15 protein-coding genes are annotated in these 18,874 nt (G+C 45.2%); 11 read left to right on the top strand and 4 right to left on the bottom strand.

Annotated elements, in window-relative coordinates:
* The first annotated feature begins 139 nt into the window (after window positions 1-139).
* The 10 genes from aspS (at window position 140) to L5L91_RS09015 (ending at window position 11,418) form a co-directional block, all read left to right on the top strand.
* On the top strand, window positions 140-1,918 hold the full coding sequence (gene aspS, locus L5L91_RS09060; RefSeq protein ID WP_219250844.1) for an aspartate--tRNA ligase: 1,779 nt from the start codon (window positions 140-142) through the stop codon (window positions 1,916-1,918).
* A 313-nt stretch (window positions 1,919-2,231) separates the two neighbouring features.
* Window positions 2,232-2,978, top strand: coding sequence for a YebC/PmpR family DNA-binding transcriptional regulator (locus tag L5L91_RS09055; RefSeq protein ID WP_263161329.1), 747 nt, complete (start codon window positions 2,232-2,234; stop codon window positions 2,976-2,978).
* A 103-nt stretch (window positions 2,979-3,081) separates the two neighbouring features.
* Window positions 3,082-3,603 (top strand): crossover junction endodeoxyribonuclease RuvC, encoded by a 522-nt coding sequence (gene ruvC, locus L5L91_RS09050; protein ID WP_006081743.1) that lies wholly within the window; start codon window positions 3,082-3,084, stop codon window positions 3,601-3,603.
* Window positions 3,600-4,217, top strand: coding sequence for a Holliday junction branch migration protein RuvA (gene ruvA / locus L5L91_RS09045; protein WP_006081742.1), 618 nt, complete (start codon window positions 3,600-3,602; stop codon window positions 4,215-4,217). The genes ruvC and ruvA overlap by 4 nt, the downstream gene beginning before the upstream one ends.
* Window positions 4,218-4,264: 47 nt before the next feature.
* Complete coding sequence (ruvB, locus tag L5L91_RS09040; protein ID WP_028759854.1) at window positions 4,265-5,269, top strand: Holliday junction branch migration DNA helicase RuvB; 1,005 nt, start codon at window positions 4,265-4,267, stop codon at window positions 5,267-5,269.
* Window positions 5,270-6,014: 745 nt separating this feature from the next.
* Window positions 6,015-8,552, top strand: a complete 2,538-nt coding sequence (locus L5L91_RS09035; protein WP_173244727.1) for a TonB-dependent receptor plug domain-containing protein — start codon at window positions 6,015-6,017, stop codon at window positions 8,550-8,552.
* Window positions 8,553-8,775: 223 nt separating this feature from the next.
* Window positions 8,776-9,456 carry a response regulator transcription factor gene (locus L5L91_RS09030; RefSeq protein ID WP_028759856.1) on the top strand — a complete coding sequence of 227 codons (681 nt, stop codon included), beginning with the start codon at window positions 8,776-8,778 and terminating at the stop codon, window positions 9,454-9,456.
* 226 nt (window positions 9,457-9,682) lie between these two features.
* On the top strand, window positions 9,683-10,810 hold the full coding sequence (locus tag L5L91_RS09025; RefSeq protein WP_198573167.1) for a M14-type cytosolic carboxypeptidase: 1,128 nt from the start codon (window positions 9,683-9,685) through the stop codon (window positions 10,808-10,810).
* A 12-nt stretch (window positions 10,811-10,822) separates the two neighbouring features.
* Window positions 10,823-11,140: a hypothetical protein gene (locus L5L91_RS09020; RefSeq protein WP_028759858.1), complete on the top strand. Its 318-nt coding sequence runs from the start codon at window positions 10,823-10,825 to the stop codon at window positions 11,138-11,140.
* Window positions 11,137-11,418 carry a YeaC family protein gene (locus L5L91_RS09015; RefSeq protein WP_028759859.1) on the top strand — a complete coding sequence of 94 codons (282 nt, stop codon included), beginning with the start codon at window positions 11,137-11,139 and terminating at the stop codon, window positions 11,416-11,418. Before L5L91_RS09020 ends, L5L91_RS09015 begins: the two co-directional genes overlap by 4 nt.
* Before the next feature lie 305 nt (window positions 11,419-11,723).
* On the opposite strand, the gene ansA is transcribed toward L5L91_RS09015, so the two are convergent.
* Both ansA and sppA read right to left on the bottom strand, forming a co-directional pair.
* Window positions 11,724-12,737, bottom strand: coding sequence for an asparaginase (gene ansA, locus L5L91_RS09010; RefSeq protein ID WP_006086774.1), 1,014 nt, complete (start codon window positions 12,735-12,737; stop codon window positions 11,724-11,726).
* Window positions 12,738-12,875: 138 nt separating this feature from the next.
* Window positions 12,876-14,723 carry a signal peptide peptidase SppA gene (sppA, locus tag L5L91_RS09005; protein ID WP_263138842.1) on the bottom strand — a complete coding sequence of 616 codons (1,848 nt, stop codon included), beginning with the start codon at window positions 14,721-14,723 and terminating at the stop codon, window positions 12,876-12,878.
* A 165-nt stretch (window positions 14,724-14,888) separates the two neighbouring features.
* Here sppA and L5L91_RS09000 point away from each other — a divergent pair, with 165 nt between their 5' ends.
* Window positions 14,889-16,907 (top strand): NADPH-dependent 2,4-dienoyl-CoA reductase, encoded by a 2,019-nt coding sequence (locus L5L91_RS09000; RefSeq protein ID WP_263236147.1) that lies wholly within the window; start codon window positions 14,889-14,891, stop codon window positions 16,905-16,907.
* A gap of 335 nt (window positions 16,908-17,242) precedes the next feature.
* Here L5L91_RS09000 and yfaE read toward each other — a convergent pair whose 3' ends face one another.
* Both yfaE and nrdB read right to left on the bottom strand, forming a co-directional pair.
* Complete coding sequence (gene yfaE, locus L5L91_RS08995; protein ID WP_263161321.1) at window positions 17,243-17,668, bottom strand: class I ribonucleotide reductase maintenance protein YfaE; 426 nt, start codon at window positions 17,666-17,668, stop codon at window positions 17,243-17,245.
* Window positions 17,669-17,706: 38 nt separating this feature from the next.
* Complete coding sequence (nrdB, locus tag L5L91_RS08990) at window positions 17,707-18,837, bottom strand: class Ia ribonucleoside-diphosphate reductase subunit beta (protein WP_028759863.1); 1,131 nt, start codon at window positions 18,835-18,837, stop codon at window positions 17,707-17,709.
* Window positions 18,838-18,874 lie beyond the last annotated feature (37 nt).

Genomic DNA, 18,874 nt, shown 5'->3' with positions numbered 1-18,874 from the left:
CAAGGGCGTAAAACTGTTTGATACTTCACCGCCTAAGTGTGAAGTACTTTGGTAATCGGCATTATTTTACTATAATGCCGCTTTTATCTCGTTTTGATTATTTCCAAAGCACCGGTTTCCGGATAAAGGATAGAGTTAGATGCGCAGTCATTATTGTGGAGACGTCAATAAGTCTCACGTTGGACAAGAAGTTACCTTGGTAGGTTGGGTTAATCGTAGCCGTGATTTGGGTGGCGTTGTCTTTTTAGATTTAAGAGACAGAGAAGGTCTCATCCAAGTGGTCTATGATCCAGACTTACCTGAGGTGTTCAATGTCGCTAGCACGCTGCGCGCCGAATTTTGCGTTCAGGTCAAAGGCTTAGTTCGTGCCCGTCCTGATAGCCAAGTCAATGGTCAAATGAAGACGGGTGAGATTGAAGTCTTAGGTCAAGCCTTGACGATTATCAATGCTGCCGATCCACTGCCATTGAGCATGGATAACTACCAGAACAACAGCGAAGAGCAACGTCTTAAGTATCGTTACTTAGATTTACGTCGTCCAGAAATGGCGCAGCGATTAATTTTCCGCGCTAAAGTCACCAGTTCTGTGCGTCGTTTCCTCGACTCAAACGGTTTCTTAGACATAGAAACACCGATCCTGACCAAGGCAACCCCAGAAGGTGCCCGCGATTATTTAGTACCAAGCCGTACTTATAAAGGTCAGTTCTTTGCCTTGCCACAATCACCACAGCTGTTTAAACAGTTGCTGATGATGTCAGGCTTTGATCGTTACTATCAAATCGTAAAATGCTTTCGTGATGAAGACTTACGTGCCGACCGTCAGCCAGAATTCACCCAAATCGATATCGAAACGTCTTTCATGAGCTCTGAGCAAGTGATGGCGAAAACCGAAGAGATGATGCGTGGTCTGTTCCTTGAAATGCTGAACGTCGATCTCGGCGAGTTCCCGCGCATGACCTACAACGAAGCGATGCGTCGTTTTGGTTCAGATAAGCCAGATTTACGTAACCCATTAGAGCTGGTGGACATTGCCGATTTACTCAAAGAAGTGGAATTTGCGGTATTCTCTGGTCCTGCGAACGATGAAGAAGGTCGTGTTGCTGCACTGCGTATTCCGGGCGGCGCTGCACTGTCTCGTAAGCAAATCGATGATTACACTAAGTTTGTTGGCATCTATGGCGCTAAAGGCTTAGCGTGGATGAAGATTAATGACCTAAGCCTTGGCTTAGAAGGCATTCAATCACCTGTGCTGAAATTCTTAAACGAAAGCATAGTCAATGAAATCGTGAGCCGCACTGGCGTGCAAACTGGTGACATTATCCTGTTTGGTGCAGATCAGGCGACTGTGGTTGCCGAATCTATGGGCGCACTGCGTCTTAAAGCGGGCGAAGATTTCAGCTTATTGCAAGGTGAATGGCGTCCACTGTGGGTAGTTGACTTCCCAATGTTTGAGAAAATCAACGGCAACTTCCACGCGGTTCACCATCCGTTCACCGCACCGCGCGGCGTAACAGCAGCTGAACTTGAAGCTAACCCAGCAAATCGCGTTTCTGATGCTTACGATATGGTATTAAACGGCTGCGAATTAGGCGGTGGTTCAGTACGTATCCACAACCAAGAAATGCAGTCTGCGGTATTCCGTATTCTGGGTATTACTGACGATGAAGCTAAAGAGAAATTCGGCTTCCTGTTAGAAGCGTTACGTTACGGTACACCGCCACATGCTGGTTTAGCGTTTGGTTTAGACCGCATCATCATGCTGATGACGGGCGCAAGCTCAATCCGTGATGTGATGGCGTTCCCGAAAACCACCACTGCCGCTTGTCCGCTGACTAACGCGCCTGGTTTTGCCAATCCGCAGCAATTAGCTGAACTTGGTATTGCCGTGGTTGAGAAAGCTGTTAAAGCTGAAGACTGATCTTTTGTAAGAGGGCTTTGTAAGGCGACTTTTGTAAATCGACCTTATTCAAATCGACATTATGTAAATCGTTTTAGTGTAACTCGTTTTTGTGTAAGTCGATTTGGGTTAACCCTTATCAGTTATTTTTAGTCGTACCGAAAACCGAGGCATGAGCCTCGGTTTGTTTTAGTGAACCGTCATTCCACCGCTTATCAATATCTGTTAGTTCAATCCTTTAAGTAAATAGCCGTTATTTAGTCTTATTCCACCTTCGGCTCTTGATAAGCTTTGCGATGGCACCTAGATGATACCTAAGTAGAGGAGACTTCCCATGGCAGGTCACAGTAAATGGGCCAACATTAAGCACCGTAAAGCGGCTCAAGATGCTAAACGCGGTAAACTCTTTACTAAATTCATTCGCGAGTTAACCGTTGCTGCCCGTGAAGGTGGCTCAGATCCCGACTCTAATCCACGATTACGTGTCGCCATTGATAAAGCCCTCGGTGGCAATATGACCCGAGACACGGTTGAGCGTGCGATTAAACGCGGCGCCGGTGAATTAGAAGGCCAGCAACTCGAAACCATTCTCTATGAAGGTTATGGCCCAGGCGGCACCGCTGTGATGGTTGAAACCATGACGGACAATCGTAATCGTACTGTGAGTGGTGTACGTAATGCGTTTAGTAAATCGGGCGGTAACTTAGGCACGGATGGGTCGGTTTCTTATCTGTTCACTAAGCGTGGGGTGTTATCCTATGCGCCGGGAACTGATGAAGATGCATTGATGGAAGCGGCGCTTGAAGCGGGCGCGGAAGATATTGTCAGCTATGATGATGGCGCGGTGGATGTGTTTACTGATCCCGTTGATTTCTATACGGTGAAAGAGGCGCTCGATAACGCCCATTTTGTGGCGGATAATGCCGAAATCGCGATGATAGCCTCGACGAAAGCTGAGCTTGATCTAGACACCGCCGAAAAATTTATGCGCCTTATCGACACCCTTGAAGATCACGATGATGTGCAAGAGGTGTATCATAATGCGGAAATCTCCGATGATGTGATGGCAAGCCTAGGCTAGATTGACTGTGAGCTGAATTGGGGCGTCAATTGAAGCCCATTTCAGCTCGCAAACGCTAACGTAGGAACAGGGACGCAAATGTAGATCCCAAATAAGGTATTGAATGGCAATTATTTTAGGTGTTGACCCTGGTTCACGGATCACAGGCTACGGCGTGATCCAATGTCAGGGACGGCATCAGATTTACCTCGGCAGTGGTTGTATTCGCACTTCGTCTGAAGAGCTTCCTGGTAGGCTAAAGCAAATTTTTGATGGGATCACTGAGATTATTCGTCAGTATCAACCGGACGAATTTGCGATTGAGCGCGTATTTATGGCAAAAAATGCCGATTCTGCGCTCAAGTTAGGCCAAGCACGCGGGGCGGCCATTGTTGCTGCCACAGTTGCCAATTTACCTGTGGCTGAATACAGTGCGACTCAAATTAAAAGCGCTGTCGTGGGTACGGGGCGAGCGCAGAAAGCCCAAGTACAACACATGATCCAACAACTACTTAAATTACCTGCAGCCCCACAAGCTGACGCCGCAGATGCACTCGGTGTTGCTGTGTGTCATTATCACACCAGCCAGAGTTTAATTGCATTGAGTGGCCGGGCAACGGCAAGAACATACGGACGGTACAGATGATAGGTCGTTTACGGGGCGTGCTCGTTGAGAAACAAGCACCAGAAATTTTGATCGATGTTAATGGTGTTGGTTACGAGTTGCAGATGCCGCTTACTAGCTTTTATGAGCTGCCTGAAGTTAATCATGAAACTATGGTCTACACCCACTTTGTGGTGCGTGAAGATGCACAGCTTCTCTATGGTTTTATCACTAAGCAGGAAAGGGCGTTATTTCGCTTACTGATCAAGACCAATGGTGTCGGCCCCAAGCTCGCACTGACCATTTTATCAGGCATGACAGCCGGAGAATTTGTGGGCTGCGTTGAGCGCGATGACATAGTGACCTTAGTGAAATTACCTGGTGTTGGTAAGAAGACCGCCGAGCGGTTACTGGTAGAAATGCGCGATAAGCTCAAGAGCTTGATGGAAGCCTCAGCAGGCTCAGAGCGTGAGTTCGTGCTGCAATCCAATTACTCACCCGCACCGACAGTCAATAGCGCCGAAGAAGATGCTATTTCAGCTTTAATTTCGCTGGGTTATAAACCACCGCAGGCGAGCAAATCGGTTTCTGCAGCCTACAAAGAGGGCATGGATTCAGAAACTCTGATCAAAGCCGCCCTTAAATCGATGCTTTAATTGAACAATGATGATAATTAAGATGAAAGCTGCGATAAGGAATAACAATGATTGAGGCAGACAGACTCATCCAGCCGCAGATCCAAGCTCAAGATGAATCCATCGACAGGGCGATGCGTCCTAAAATGCTCGATGAATACACGGGTCAAGATGATACTCGGGCACAGCTTAAGGTGTTTATTCAAGCGGCAAAGAATCGTAATGAAGCCTTAGATCATATGTTGATTTACGGTCCGCCGGGATTGGGTAAAACCACCTTAGCCATGATTGTGGCGAACGAGATGGGGGTGAACATTAAATCCACCTCGGGGCCTGTGCTGGAAAAAGCGGGCGATCTCGCCGCACTTTTGACCAATCTCGAATCCGGTGATGTGTTATTCATCGATGAAATCCACCGATTAAGCCCAGTGGTAGAAGAGATTTTGTATCCAGCGATGGAAGATTACCAGCTGGATATCATGATAGGTGAAGGGCCAGCGGCACGTTCTATCAAGCTTGATTTACCGCCGTTCACTCTAGTGGGGGCGACAACACGGGCAGGGGCTTTGACTTCACCACTTCGGGCGCGTTTTGGGATCCCGCTACGGCTTGAATTCTATAATATCAAAGATTTAAGCACCATAGTCACGCGTTCGGCGCAGGTGATGGAACTGGATATTGATGCTGAAGGTGCATTTGAAATCGCACGCCGTTCACGTGGTACACCGCGGATAGCTAACCGACTGCTTCGCCGCGTGCGGGATTACGCGCAGGTGAAGCATGATGGCGCTGTCACTAAGTTTGTTGCCGATCATGCACTAGACTTGCTGGATGTCGATAATGAAGGTTTCGATTACATGGACCGCAAGTTACTACTCGCCATTATCGATAAGTTTATGGGTGGCCCAGTTGGACTCGATAACTTAGCAGCAGCCATAGGCGAAGAACGCGAAACTATTGAAGATGTGCTAGAGCCCTTTTTGATCCAGCAAGGCTTTATCCAACGCACGCCCCGCGGCCGTATTGCAACCGCACGGGCATATCAACATTTTGAGTTGATCAAACCCGAGTAATCATCATTTTGATGATACAGACTCTAAGAGGCGACCTAAGTGGTCGCTTTTTTTATAAAGAAAATTTGTCCTTGAATGTGGTCCGTATGAGGTGTAAGTCATTTATTTAGGAATAAGAAATAGTGAGTGTTTAGGGGGATTGGAAGCTAATACTTATATTCAAAATTAATAAGCAAGATCAGTAACAAATAGTCATTTCAAAGGCGTGTAGAATTATTTGTACCTTAATTGTTAAACCATAATTTTAGACGTTGTTAAAATGCATAATTAGCACAATTGATACATGATGTATCTCTGTTTTAATGCAATTTATCTATGTTTATCGGTATTTTAGCGCTTTGGCTATTTGTGGATATTGCTAGATATGCAGATTTAACAATAGTTAATCAATACACTGTTCTTCTAGATAACTTTAATAAGGATTCTAAAGCGTGATCTGCATCACATTTTTTAATGTGCAAAATGTTGCGCTTATGTTTCTCGTTAACAGTTTTAAAGCCTGCTTAATATCCATCTCGTGGTGATTAACTCTGTATAAGTGTGTTAAATAAGGGCGTTAAAAAATAACATCCAAATTAATTAACCAAGTAAATCATAATAATTAACAATATGTTTTTATTGGTTAAAATTTTGAGCATTGACGGAGTTAAAGTGAATCCTCAGTATCAGGTGCAACACTAGTACAGCAATAGCTGTACAAGCTGTAAGCATAAAAATAATAGTAAGATCTAGGGAGCATTCATACATGATCAAAAGAACTAAAGTAGCGTCAGCTATTAACTTAGCTATCGTTGCATCTATCACTACTGGTGCATTTGTTACGTCAAGCGCATTTGCTGCTGAAGAAAAAGCAAAAGTTGAACGTATTGAAGTGACAGGTTCACGCATTCAACGCCAAGATATGGAAACAGCATCTCCTGTGACCGTTATTGATGCTGCTGCGATTAAAGCGGAAGGTTTTACTTCTGTTGACCAAATGCTGCAAGTACAGACTTCGATGGCGGGTGCGGCAATTGGTTCAACAACAAACAACGGTGCTGACGGTGTTGCACAGGTTGATTTACGTGGTATGGGTTCACAACGTACGCTTGTGTTATTGAATGGCCGCCGCATGGTTAACTCAGGTTCAGGCGCTGATAGTGCAGTGGATTTGAACTCGATTCCAGTCGCTATGATTGCACGTGTTGAAATTCTGAAAGACGGCGCATCAGCTGTTTACGGTTCTGATGCGATTGCTGGTGTAGTGAATATTATCACTAAGAAAGACTTTGAAGGTTTCCAGCTCGATTTTAACGGTAGTGGCACTGACAAGGGTGACGGTAAAAATGGCGACGTAAGTGCACTATACGGTTTCAATACCGATGGTGGTAATTACACCTTTGGTGCTGCTTTTTCTGACCGTCGTGGCGTGATCCAAGGTGACCGTGATTGGACTGAACCTGGTGCAAGTTCATTTATCCCTGAAGGTACTTTAGGCGGCAAGATTAAAGATGCCAATGGTAACTGGGTAGACCGTTCATACGGTTATGATTTTACCCAAGATAGTTACTATCAAACACCAAGTGAACGTCGTAGTTTATTTGCTAACATGACTCAAGAGTTAGGTAATGATGTTGTGTTAACTGCAGATGCTATTTATACCAACCGTCGTTCTAACCAGCAAATGGCTGCTCAACCCGCTGATCTTATGCTAAATGTTTGTGGCGCGGCGGGCGTTCCAGCCGGAGCTCCATGTGTAACGCTTGATAGCGGCATGATCGCAGCAGGTATTAAAGCCGATGATAAGGGTTTAGTTAACTATCGTCGCCGGACTAACGATGTAGGTCCTCGTATTTATACTCAGGATACTGATACTTGGCGTTTATCAGGTGGCTTAGCGGGCACCTTAGATGTTCATACTGGTATGAACTGGGATGTAACCTACACCTATGGTAAAAACCAAGCTAAAACTGCAGTAGATAATTCTATCAATGCATCAGATATGCTTGATTCGATCTATGCAAATCCTAATGCATGGTTTAGTGGCACCCCATTAACACAGCAAATGATTAACGAAATCGGTTATTCAGAGCAAGCAAATGGTGGTAATGAGCAACAAACACTTTCTGCTGGTTTAAATGGCGAATTGTTTGATTTAAAAGCAGGTGCCGTTGGTTTTGCGATTGGTGCAGAATACCGTCGTGAAAGTGGTTTTTATAATCCTGATCCTGTAGTTGTTGCTGGTGAAAGTACTGCTGCTCAACAAGACCCTACAGATGGTAACTATAACGTTATTTCTATTTTCCAAGAAGTAAGTGTGCCTTTCACTGAGAAATTAACGGGTGAATTTGCGCTACGTTTAGATGATTACTCTACTTTTGGTAAAGCAACCACTTGGAAGATTGGCTTAACTTATGCAGCAACGGATGAGTTAATGGTTCGTGGTGTAGCGGCTACTGGTTTCCGTGCTCCAAGTGTTGCTGAATTGTATGGTGGTAACTCAGGTTCGTTTGATTATTTAGATGATCCATGGGGCAATGCTCAAGATCCACAAATTTTAGTAAATCGTACATCAGATCCAGATTTAAAGCCTGAAGAATCAGAGTCTTATACGGCTGGTTTAGTGTATTCGCCAAGCTATCTTGATGGTATGTCTGTGACTTTGGATTACTGGAGTTTCAAAGTTGATAACGCTATTGCGCGTATGGACACTCAAGCAGGTCTAGATGCATGTCATAGATTCCAAGTAGATGGCGATGCAACAGGTGCAGCATCTTGTGAAATTTTCAATATCGGCGCTAATGGCGATTTAGATAATTTAACGAATGCTTTAACTAACGTGGGTACACAAGACACGAGTGGTGTAGATTTCAACTTAGCCTACAGCTTTGAGCTTATTGGTTTAGATTGGAAACTAAACAATGACACAACTTACTTAGTTAACTTCGAGCAGGATGGTGAAAGCTATACTGGTACTATTGATGGTAACTTTGGTGCTTATGCCCGAGTTCGTAACAACTTTAGCTTGTCAGCGGGTCAAGATGATTGGAGTGTTATGTACTTCAATCGTTATATCGGCGGAATGACAGATCTAGCTCAAGGTACTGATGTAGACTCAATTTTGTACCATAACATTTCTGGTACTTATCATATTAATGATATGACGACTGTCAGTTTAGGCGTTAAGAATTTCACTGATGAAAAACCAGTTACTGTTTCTAACGGTAGCGATGGTGGTACAGTTCCACAAGTATATGACACAGTCGGCCGCGTGATTTACGGTGGTGTAACTGTTAAATTCTAAGCTAAGTTCAGACTCTTAGTTTCTAAAAAGCGCCTTAGGGCGCTTTTTTATTGGGAGTTTACGAGATGAATTTAGAGTCGCTAATCATCCGTTGATTGGTTGTTAATATCGTATTTTGTTCACAGTTTTCAACATCACACTTCTTAACTAATGTAATAGCGCTAGAGTCGTCTCGATTCGCATGGTAATATAAATGATATAGATTCTCGTTTGGACTTTAAGGATGAGTAAAATACTCTTGGTCGATGATGATCCATTGTTTAGCGTGTGGTTAGCTGATGCCTTATGTACGCAAGGGCATGAGGTTAAGTGTGCGGTTAATGGCATCGAGGGGCTGGCATGCATTGAAAGTTTTGCTCCAGACATCATAGTGCTTGATTTAGTGATGCCACAGATGAATGGGTTTGAGTTGCTAAAAGCGCGTGAATGTTCAACGCCGGTACTGATGATTTCAGCACGTGACAATGAAGATGATCGCATCACTGGTTATGAATTGGGGGCAGATGATTTTCTGAGTAAGCCGTTTAGCATAAAAGAGATTTTTGTCCGCTTACGAGCCTTAGAGCGGCGTCTCTGTGCCGGTCACTCTCACTCGCCGCAAATGGCGACTGTGGCGGCTAAAGTGATTAACTTCGATGAAATGAGTTATAGGATCACTATTGGCACCCGCTATGTCGATTTGACCCAAACCGAGTTTAAATTATTTAAATATCTTTTTGAAAGAAAAGGCCAAGTCATCACTAAGCAAGAGTTGCAGCGCTCAGTGCTACAGAAAGATTTGGGCCGATTTGACCGTAATCTGGACATGCATATTAGTAACACTCGCCGCAAGCTAGCCAATATCAGCTTGCCGCGTAATTTGATAAATACAGTACGAGGCCAAGGTTATAGTTTTATGGTCTAATATCTTCATTAATTTATAGCGAAAGGCTCTTTTTTTTGTGGATTTTAGGCGTGTTAACTGGTTAATTAAAGGCCGATTGCAAGTGTCTTGACTGAATTTAATGGCTTTCGTTTTCCCCTTGGGATGTTTTGGTTTATTCTATCGGCCATATAATAAAATGTGCCGTGTGCTATCTGTCGCACGCCATTAAATTGCCCTTAGTTTTAACAACCTATTAGGAATCATTATGCGGATCAGTGCCAACTTTGATGGCGGAAATATCCAAGTCGTCAATCTTGATAATAAAGACGATATTCAACTTGCTATCCGCCCTGATGCGGGTGGTGAGTTTTATCAATGGTTCAATTTTCGATTTGAAGGTGAGGTGGGTAACCATTACACCTTGAATATTATCAATGCGGGAACCGCTTCTTATACCAAGGGATGGGAAGATTATCAGGCGGTGGCCAGTTATGATCGCCAGCATTGGTTCCGTATTCCGACTCAATATCAAGACGGTAAACTGAGTATTAGCATAGAGTTAGATTGCGATGCCATTCAAATCGCTTACTTTGCACCCTACAGCTATGAGCGTCATTTAGATTTACTCAGCGGCGCCCAGTTACACCCAGATGTCAATTTAGAGCATTTAGGCCTGACCTTAGATGGCCGCGATATTACTCTGATGAAAGTAGGGAATGGCGATCCTTCTAAACGCAATATTTGGATCACCGCCAGACAACATCCGGGTGAAACGATGGCTGAATGGTTAGTTGAAGGCCTAGTGAATCGTTTACTCGATAATGACTGTCCCACGGCAAAGGCGCTGCTTGATAAGGCTAATTTCTATATAGTCCCCAACATGAATCCCGATGGCAGTGTCAGAGGCCACCTGCGCACTAATGCGATTGGGATTAATCTTAACCGCGAGTGGCAAACTCCGAGTTTAGAAAAAAGCCCTGAGGTATATCACGTCGTCAACAAGATGCAGCAAACGGGTGTTGACCTGTTTTATGATGTGCATGGTGATGAAGGCTTACCTTATGTGTTTCTAGCGGGTTGTGAAGGCGTTCCCGCTTACAATGATAAACTCGTGCAGCTGCAAGCGGACTTTAGCCAAGCATTGACCTTAGCCAGTGCCGATTTTCAAACTCAGTTTGGCTATGATAAAGATGAGCCAGGCCAAGCGAATCTGACCGTAGCGTCTAATTGGGTTGCCCAGACCTTCAAGTGTTTATCAAATACCCTTGAGATGCCGTTTAAAGACAATAACAATCTGGCCGATCCTTTTGTGGGTTGGTCACCAGAACGCAGTATTTATTTAGGTGAAGCATCGCTGATTGCCATGCTCGCCGTTGTTGATAAGTTACGTTAGGGCGAGGCTGATATGGCATTAATTGAATGTCCGGTGTGTCGTAAACGTATGTCGAGCAAAGCGCCTTCATGCCCCCATTGCCAAGCAAAAACCGATGGCGACAATGAGTCCTTATCGCGCATTAGCCATATTCAAAAGTCCAGCAGCTTAATGAATCAGAGTTTCGTTGCTATGACCTTGTTCATTGCTGGTGTGGTGATTTGGTTTTGGGGTGGGGAACCCGCCGAAGGTATGCGGGCGAATATCGCCGGAATATGCTTTGTGTTTGGTTTTGTAGGTTATCTCATTACACGAGTCAGAATCGTGTTACATAAGCGGAAAAGTGTATGACGGATATCAATCAAGTGATCGATCAAATGCCCATTGAAGTTTATGAAAGGCTTCGCAGTGCTGCTGAGCTGGGTAAGTGGGAGGATGGTACTGTGTTGAGTGAGACTCAGCGTGAATCGACTCTGCAGGTGGTGATGTTGTATCAAGCGCGTAAGCTTGAGCAAACAGAGCATTTCACTATTGCATCTGACGGTAAAATAAATGAGCTGTCTAAGGCCGAGCTGAAAAAGCAATTCCGCGGTGAGCCGATTGCTGGCTTTAAAGCGCAGGATTTATAATTTCTGACTGGCCGCGCAGATCGGCTTGCAAGGTGTGCTTTATTAGGAATTAGGTGTAAGTCTGAGGTTGGCAAGGGGAGCTAGCATTTTATCTTTTGTTAGTGATATCAATGCTAACATTGATTTGATATCAAATAACTTCAATGCAACTCTTGGTCCGCAAAAGTCTTAAAATAAACGCTCATTTAGTGCTGTTAAGTCTGAACTAAAATCTAGTCTGAGTTTAAATCAAAAAAGCCCATCAAATATGGGCTTTTTTTGTTGCTAGCGTTTGAGGGCAACAAACAGATTAGAAGACACTATCTTTAATCTATGCTCAGTTCACCGACTAGATTTTGTAACATGGCCGCTTTTATCTCAGCTGGCTGCAAATTTTTAGATAGCAAATAATGCAGTTTTGCTAAGGCCGCTTCTATGGTCATATCGGCGCCACTGATCACGCCTGCTTTGGCTAATGCATTGCCTGTGGCGTAGCCGCCCATATTCACCTTACCTTGGAAACATTGGGTTAGATTCACCAGCACTATGCCACGTTCATCTGCTTGCCTTAAGGTTTTGAGTAAGGCGGCATCCTGCGGCGCGTTACCCACACCAAATGTTAGCAGTATGAGGGCTTTAACTGGCTGTTGCAGAATGTTCTCAAAAATCTGTGTTGATATCCCAGGATACAAGGTCACCACACCGACAGGTTGTGGGCTGATATGAGCGACTTCTAATGGGGTATCGTTGGCGACCGTGATTTTGCCTGCGCGCAGATTGATTTTGATCCCCGCCTCAAGCAGTAGCGGGAAGTTGGGTGAGGCGAAAGCATCGAAACCGTCGGCGTGGGCCTTAGTCGAGCGATTGCCCCTAAAGAGTTTGTTATTGAAGAATAAACACACTTCCGCAACTGGATAATTCGCCGCTATGTAGAGTGAGTTCAATAAATTAGTTTGGCCGTCTGAGCGCAACTGGGCGAGGGGAATTTGCGAGCCCGTCACTATCACAGGTTTTGATAGGCCTTGCAGCATAAACGACAGTGCCGAAGCCGTGTACGCCATGGTATCTGTGCCGTGAAGGATTACAAAGCCATCGTACTTATCGTAATTGGCTTGTATATCGTCGGCGATCATCTGCCAATCGGTTGGTGCCATATTGGAAGAGTCGATAAGCGGGCAGTATTCGTGGATCACAAATGTCGGCATTTCTTCATGGTAAAACTCAGGCATAGATTGCACGCACTGAGTCAGGAATCCCGCGACGGGGACAAAGCCGTTATCGGTCTTTTGCATACCGATGGTGCCGCCAGTATAGGCAACATAAATGGAGCGTTTAGTCATTCTTGTCGTTTTCTTTAGCTTCAAGTGGCCGAATTATACGATTTTACTGACATAAACCCAATAAAAAAGCCCGGAGATCCGGGCTTTGTCTTTGTCATCATCTTGACGTTGCGAGCAGCAACCTAGACGCTAGCAGATTTAGTTCATCATATTGCAACTATCACAGTAGATGTAGACGTTATTTGGATCATCAAAAGAGGTTAACGTTTTCAAACTGCTAGTCCACTGTTGTAGCATTTGCTCTAACATCGATGACTGACTTAGTGAGGCGGGCAGGTAACTCGATACTGAGGCAAACATCTGCTGCATGAATTTTTGTTCGGGTGTCAGCTCTTGTTCGATGACGCGGGTATCAAATAGCGTCATATCCGCGAGTTTAGCGGCTTTAGCTATGGCTTCATCTACATCACCCAGTTCATCGACTAAGCCAAGTTCAAGAGCCTTTTTACCGCTCCAAACGCGGCCTTGAGCAATCTTATCGACTTGTTCTATGGTCATCTTACGTTCTTTAGCGACCAGGGAGATAAAGTCCGAATAGCCGCGTTCAATATGACGTTGGATAATCGCTTCAATCTGGGGGGAAAGTGTGCGGGTAACTGATAATCCTGCCCATTCTGAGGTCGATACGCCATCGGTATGCACGCCTATACTGGCCAATGAATCTTCAAAGGTAGTAATCATACCAAAGATCCCAATCGAACCCGTGAGCGTCGTTGGCGTTGCGAAGATATAGTCGGCACTGGCTGAAATCCAGTAACCACCGGATGCGGCTAAACTGCCCATGCTCACAACCACGGGCTTACCTGCTGCTTTAAGTGCCAGTAATTCTTGACGAATTTGCTCAGAGGCAAAGGCGCTACCGCCAGGGCTATCAACACGTAATACTAAGGCTTTAATGTGCTTATCAAAACGTGCCTTACGTAGCAGTTCGGCGGTGCTTTCGCCGCCAATTTGGCCCGCAGGTTGAGTGCCGTTCAAAATTGTGCCACTTGCCACAATAATACCAACACTGTCTTGCTCTACAAAGCTGGGTAATGGTGTCACTAAGGTTAAGTAATCATAAAAACTGACTTGCTTGAAACTGTCACCACTGCTGGCTTTTCCTACGGTTTCTAGCATGGTTTTACGAAAATCTTCTGTGGTCGCTAGGTTATCAACCCATTTCATGTTGATTGCCATTGTGGCTGAATCGCCATTGGCTTTATCGAGCTCTGCCAAATAAGTGGTTGCGTCGGGCACCAGAGAATTCGGTTCGATATTACGATTGCCTGCGACAGTTTGTGTGTAGCTTTGCCATACATCGGCTAACAGTGCACTACTGGCTTCCCGCGCAGCATCTGACATATTGTCACGTATGTAGGGTTCAACTGCAGATTTAAAGGTCCCCACGCGGAAAATATGCGCTTTGACTTTGAGTTTTTCTAAGGCCGATTTGAAATATTGGTTGTACATACTCAGGCCATCAAGCGAGACACCGCCTTGGGGATTGAGGTAAATGGTGTCGGCAAAACTGGCGAGGAAATATTGATTTTGCTCGTAGTAGTTGCCGATGGCGATGACTTTTTTACCGCTCTCTTTAAAGCGATTGAGTGCATTTCCGATAGATTGTAGTTTGCTGATCCCTGCACGTTTAAGATCGACCAGATCGAGCACTAGTACGCTAATACGTTGATCTTGCGCTGCATTGTCAATGACATAAAGCACATCGGCGAGTAGGATTTCACCATCGGCGTTGGCATTTTGGCCTTGTTTGAATGCGGCTTCTAAGGGATCGACTTGTTGTTTCTGATCGACAATAGAGCCGGCTAAATTAAGCACCAGTGCCGAATTATCTTCAACTTGGATATCTTCGCTACTGCCAATGGAGATAATGATCGCGGCTAAGAGTCCAAAAAAGATTAGATTGAGGATGAGTTTACGTGTCCCGTTCAGGGTGTGCCAAATAAACAAACATATTCTCTTGAAAAACGATGGGTTAGCGGACATCTGCCACTCCTTTATAAGTCCAATCTGCCAATGCTAACTGAAAATGGCGCTACAGGCTAAACACAATTGTAAAGGATTTTGACTGATGGCCTCGATCCAACGGTTGAGCTTAGATTTGACACAAGGTATGCTGATTTAAATCACTTGTTTTAAAAGGATGTTTGAATGTCGTTTCCCCATTTATTAGAACCCTTAGATCTGGGATTTACCCAGCTCAAAAACCGTGTGCTTATGGGCTCAATGCATACAGGTTTGGAAGAAGAAAAGGGCGGATTTGAGAAACTGGCAGTGTTTTATAAAGAACGCGCTCTGGGCGGTGTAGGTTTGATTGTGACGGGTGGTATTTCCCCCAATCTTCGTGGTCGCCTTACGCCCCATGCCTGTCAGCTGAGTTTTCCTTGGCAAGTGGGTAAGCATCGCGTGGTAACGCAGGCGGTGCATGAGGCTGGCGGTAAGATCTGTATGCAAATTTTGCATGCGGGACGTTATGGCTATCATCCTTTTTCCCAAGCACCGAGCAAGATTAAATCACCCATTACACCTTTTACGCCGTCTGCTATGTCTAGTCGCCAAGTGTGCTCGACCATTAAGGATTACGCCAGCTCCGCCGCCCTTGCCAAGAAAGCGGGTTACGATGGTGTTGAGGTGATGGGCTCTGAAGGATATTTGATCAATCAGTTTGTCAGTGCGCGCACCAACACCCGCACCGATGAATGGGGTGGTGCGTTTGAAAAACGGGCGCAATTCCCGATTGAGATTGTTAACGCGATACGGGCAAAAGTTGGTAAAGATTTCATCATTATCTTCCGTTTATCCATGCTCGATCTGGTGGATAATGGTTCGACTTGGGATGAAGTGGTACAACTGGCGCAGTGGTTAGAGCAAGCTGGCGTGTCCATTCTAAATACCGGTATTGGCTGGCATGAAGCGCGTGTACCGACCATTGCGACAAGCGTGCCCCGTGGCGCCTTTGCGTGGGTGACGGAAAAGCTCAAACAATCTGTTTCCGTTCCCTTAATTGCGACTAACCGCATTAACACCCCTGAGATTGGTGAGCAGATTATCGCCTCTGGTCAAGCTGACATGGTGTCGATGGCGCGGCCTTTCCTCGCCGATCCCGAGTTCGTGAATAAAGCGGCTGCGAACACACCGGAGCTTATCAACACCTGCATTGGCTGCAACCAAGCTTGTCTTGATCATACTTTTTCCCTCAAGCGCGCAACTTGCTTAGTGAATCCTCGCGCCTGTTATGAGACTGAAATCAACTTCTTACCCACAGTAAATAAAAAGCGTATTGCGGTGATGGGTGCAGGCCCTGCGGGCATGGCGTTTTCTGTCTATGCCGCCATGCGTGGCCATGACGTTGTTTTGTTTGAAGCGAAATCCGAGGTGGGTGGTCAGTTTAATCTCGCCCGTAAAATCCCTGGGAAAGAAGAGTTTAACGAGACTATTCGTTATTTCATTAACCAAATTAAGCTGCATAAGGTGGAGCTGAGATTAAACACTCGTCTCGATGCCAGTGTGCTGGCGACCGAAAAGTTTGATGAAGTGGTAATCGCCTCAGGCGTTGTGCCGCGTGATTTAGTCTTACCCGGTTTTGACGACCCACGGGTGGTCGATTATCAAAAAGTGCTCTCGGGTGAAGTGACTGTCGGTAATACGGTGGCCTTGATTGGCGCTGGCGGTATAGGGTTCGATATGGCGCACTTTTTGTGTGAGCGCCAGTCGAGCACCTTGAACCCCGATAAATGGCTGCAACAGTGGGGCATAGATAAAACTTACCTGCATGCAGGCGGCCTAACTGAACCTCATTCCGACAATACTGATCATCGTAAGGTGTTTTTACTGCAACGTAAAACGTCGAAGATGGGCAAGGGCTTAGGTAAAACTACCGGCTGGATCCACCGTCTTGTGCTTAAGCAACATGATGTGAAGATGAAAACGGGCGTGAGTTACGATAAGTTTGATGATGCCGGACTGCATATTCGCGTGGGTGAAACCGCTGAAGTGCTGGCCGTTGATAACGTCGTTTTGTGTGCTGGGCAAGAATCGAATCGCACGTTAGTGGATGAGATGAAAGCGACGGGCCTGCCTGTGCATCTGATTGGTGGCGTAGATGTCGCGGCAGAGCTTGATGCTAAGCGTGCAATCCGCCAAGGCGCTGAACTGGCAATGCGTTTATAGAAAGTCGATAAGACTTACGTTTTAAATCTTAAGTATTCAATGTTAGATTCTGAAAGCCTGAACTTGTGTTCAGGCTTTTTTGTTTTAGGTTGTTTTAGTTTTTTTTGTGTGAATGCATTGTAAATAGAGGGAAGGGAGAATAGTGGGTTTTAAAACGTTTGGTATCTAATGGCGCGGATTGAATAAGGCTGTATTGAAAGGGGCTGTTTGTCTTAAAGCTACTCTTTGTTTAAGAGATACTCTTTGTTTAAAAGCTCATTTTTGTTTTAAAGCGATTTTGGGTTTTAACGCCACATCTTGTTTAAAGCAGCTTATTGAACAATCGAGTCTTGCCGTTATGAGTCTTCAAACACTGCCTGTTTCTGCGTGCATGTGTCACTTGCTACATTTTGTGTTTGCTTTGGCTTAGCCAAACTGGCTTTATTCTGATGAGATTGACACGCATAGGTGACCACAGCTGCACCTTCAGGTGACAAGTCCAGCTCTAAATCTTCGGTAGGCACACAGCAGCAGGGTAAACATTCATCATGTTTGAGTTCGGCTAAGGGTTCGTTTAAGTAGCTGACTTTTCCGCTGATGACGCGTGTTTTGCAGGCACCGCAGAAACCGTTGCGACATTCTGAGAAGATTTTGACTTTTTTGGCTTCGAGCGCTTGCAGCAAAGTGCCTTGTTGCTCGGTAAAGAGCAACACAGGTTGACCTTGAAGGCGCACGATTGGCGCCTTCGCAAACAGGTTTTGTGGCCGTTTTTTTGATGTCACTGTTTTAATGCCATTTTGTAACGTCACTTTTAAGTGTCTTATAGATCGAAGTCGAGGAACTCATCACCATCAACCGCGGAGTCAATTTGGCCGACAAGGTATGAAGAGACTTCAACTTCCTGTGGTGCAACTTGCACTGCATCGCTTTCTAACCAGTTTTTCATCCAAGGTAATGGATTGGTTATTTCTGGGTATGGTTGCGGTAGATTCACCGACTTCATGCGTTGATTAGTAATAAACTCAACGTATTGGCACAGGATCTGTTCATTCAAACCTATCATAGAGCCGTCTTTGAACAGGTATTTGGCCCATTCTTTTTCTTGCTCTGCGGCTTTGAAGAATAAATCGAAAGCTTCCTGTTGGCATTCTGCAGCAATTTCACCCATTTCTGGATCGTCTTTACCGCCTTGCATGATGCTTAAAATATGCTGAGTGCTGTTTAAGTGTAAGGCTTCATCACGGGCGATTAAGCGAATAATTTTCGCGTTACCTTCCATGAGCTTACGTTCAGCAAAGGCAAATGAGCAGGCGAAGCTAACATAGAAACGAATGGCTTCTAGGGCGTTGACTGACATCATGCACAGGTACAAGGCTTTTTTCAGGGTGCGGGTGTTTACTATGACTTCTTTGCCATCGATGACATGGGTTCCTGCACCGAGTAAATGGAATATCTGAGTCAGTTGGATCAAATGATCGTAATAAGCGGCGATATCGGTCGCACGGCTTAAGATTTCTTTGTTCACGACGATATCGTCGAAGATCACTGAAGGATCGTTAACAATATTGCGAATGATGTGGGTGTATGAGCGCGAGTGAATCGTCTCAGAGAAAGACCAAGTCTCAATCCAGGTTTCTAATTCAGGCAGTGACACCAGCGGCAAAAAGGCCACATTGGGCGAGCGGCCTTGAATCGAGTCGAGTAGGGTTTGGTATTTCAGATTCGAAATAAAGATGTGTTTTTCATGATCAGGCAATGCACCGTAGTCAATCTTATCGCGACTGACGTCTACTTCTTCCGGGCGCCAAAAGAAAGATAACTGCTTTTCTATCAGTTTTTCGAACACTTCATATTTTTGTTGATCGTAACGAGCCACGTTGACCGATTGACCTAAAAACATAGGTTCACGGGTGGCATCGTTAGGTGTTTGACAGAAGGTAGAGTAGGCCATGGTGCTATTTTTCCAATGGATAGGGATCCACTCAATC

Source organism: Shewanella sp. SM55 (assembly GCF_025654025.1).
GTDB classification, from domain to species: Bacteria; Pseudomonadota; Gammaproteobacteria; order Enterobacterales; family Shewanellaceae; genus Shewanella; species Shewanella oncorhynchi.
Note: the sequence above shows the minus strand (reverse complement) of the source record. Positions and strands in the feature narration are given on the sequence as shown.

Bases quoted from the DNA above. Each gene is read 5' to 3' on its own strand.
- ansA (WP_006086774.1), bottom strand. From the start codon at position 12,737: ATGACTAAACGCTCCATTTATGTTGCCTATACTGGCGGCACCATCGGT.
- L5L91_RS09015 (WP_028759859.1), top strand. From the start codon at position 11,137: ATGACGGATATCAATCAAGTGATCGATCAAATGCCCATTGAAGTTTAT.
- nrdB (WP_028759863.1), bottom strand. From the start codon at position 18,837: ATGGCCTACTCTACCTTCTGTCAAACACCTAACGATGCCACCCGTGAA.
- L5L91_RS09000 (WP_263236147.1), top strand. From the start codon at position 14,889: ATGTCGTTTCCCCATTTATTAGAACCCTTAGATCTGGGATTTACCCAG.
- L5L91_RS09025 (WP_198573167.1), top strand. From the start codon at position 9,683: ATGCGGATCAGTGCCAACTTTGATGGCGGAAATATCCAAGTCGTCAAT.
- L5L91_RS09055 (WP_263161329.1), top strand. From the start codon at position 2,232: ATGGCAGGTCACAGTAAATGGGCCAACATTAAGCACCGTAAAGCGGCT.
- sppA (WP_263138842.1), bottom strand. From the start codon at position 14,723: ATGTCCGCTAACCCATCGTTTTTCAAGAGAATATGTTTGTTTATTTGG.
- L5L91_RS09035 (WP_173244727.1), top strand. From the start codon at position 6,015: ATGATCAAAAGAACTAAAGTAGCGTCAGCTATTAACTTAGCTATCGTT.
- L5L91_RS09030 (WP_028759856.1), top strand. From the start codon at position 8,776: ATGAGTAAAATACTCTTGGTCGATGATGATCCATTGTTTAGCGTGTGG.
- ruvB (WP_028759854.1), top strand. From the start codon at position 4,265: ATGATTGAGGCAGACAGACTCATCCAGCCGCAGATCCAAGCTCAAGAT.
- ruvC (WP_006081743.1), top strand. From the start codon at position 3,082: ATGGCAATTATTTTAGGTGTTGACCCTGGTTCACGGATCACAGGCTAC.
- ruvA (WP_006081742.1), top strand. From the start codon at position 3,600: ATGATAGGTCGTTTACGGGGCGTGCTCGTTGAGAAACAAGCACCAGAA.
- aspS (WP_219250844.1), top strand. From the start codon at position 140: ATGCGCAGTCATTATTGTGGAGACGTCAATAAGTCTCACGTTGGACAA.
- L5L91_RS09020 (WP_028759858.1), top strand. From the start codon at position 10,823: ATGGCATTAATTGAATGTCCGGTGTGTCGTAAACGTATGTCGAGCAAA.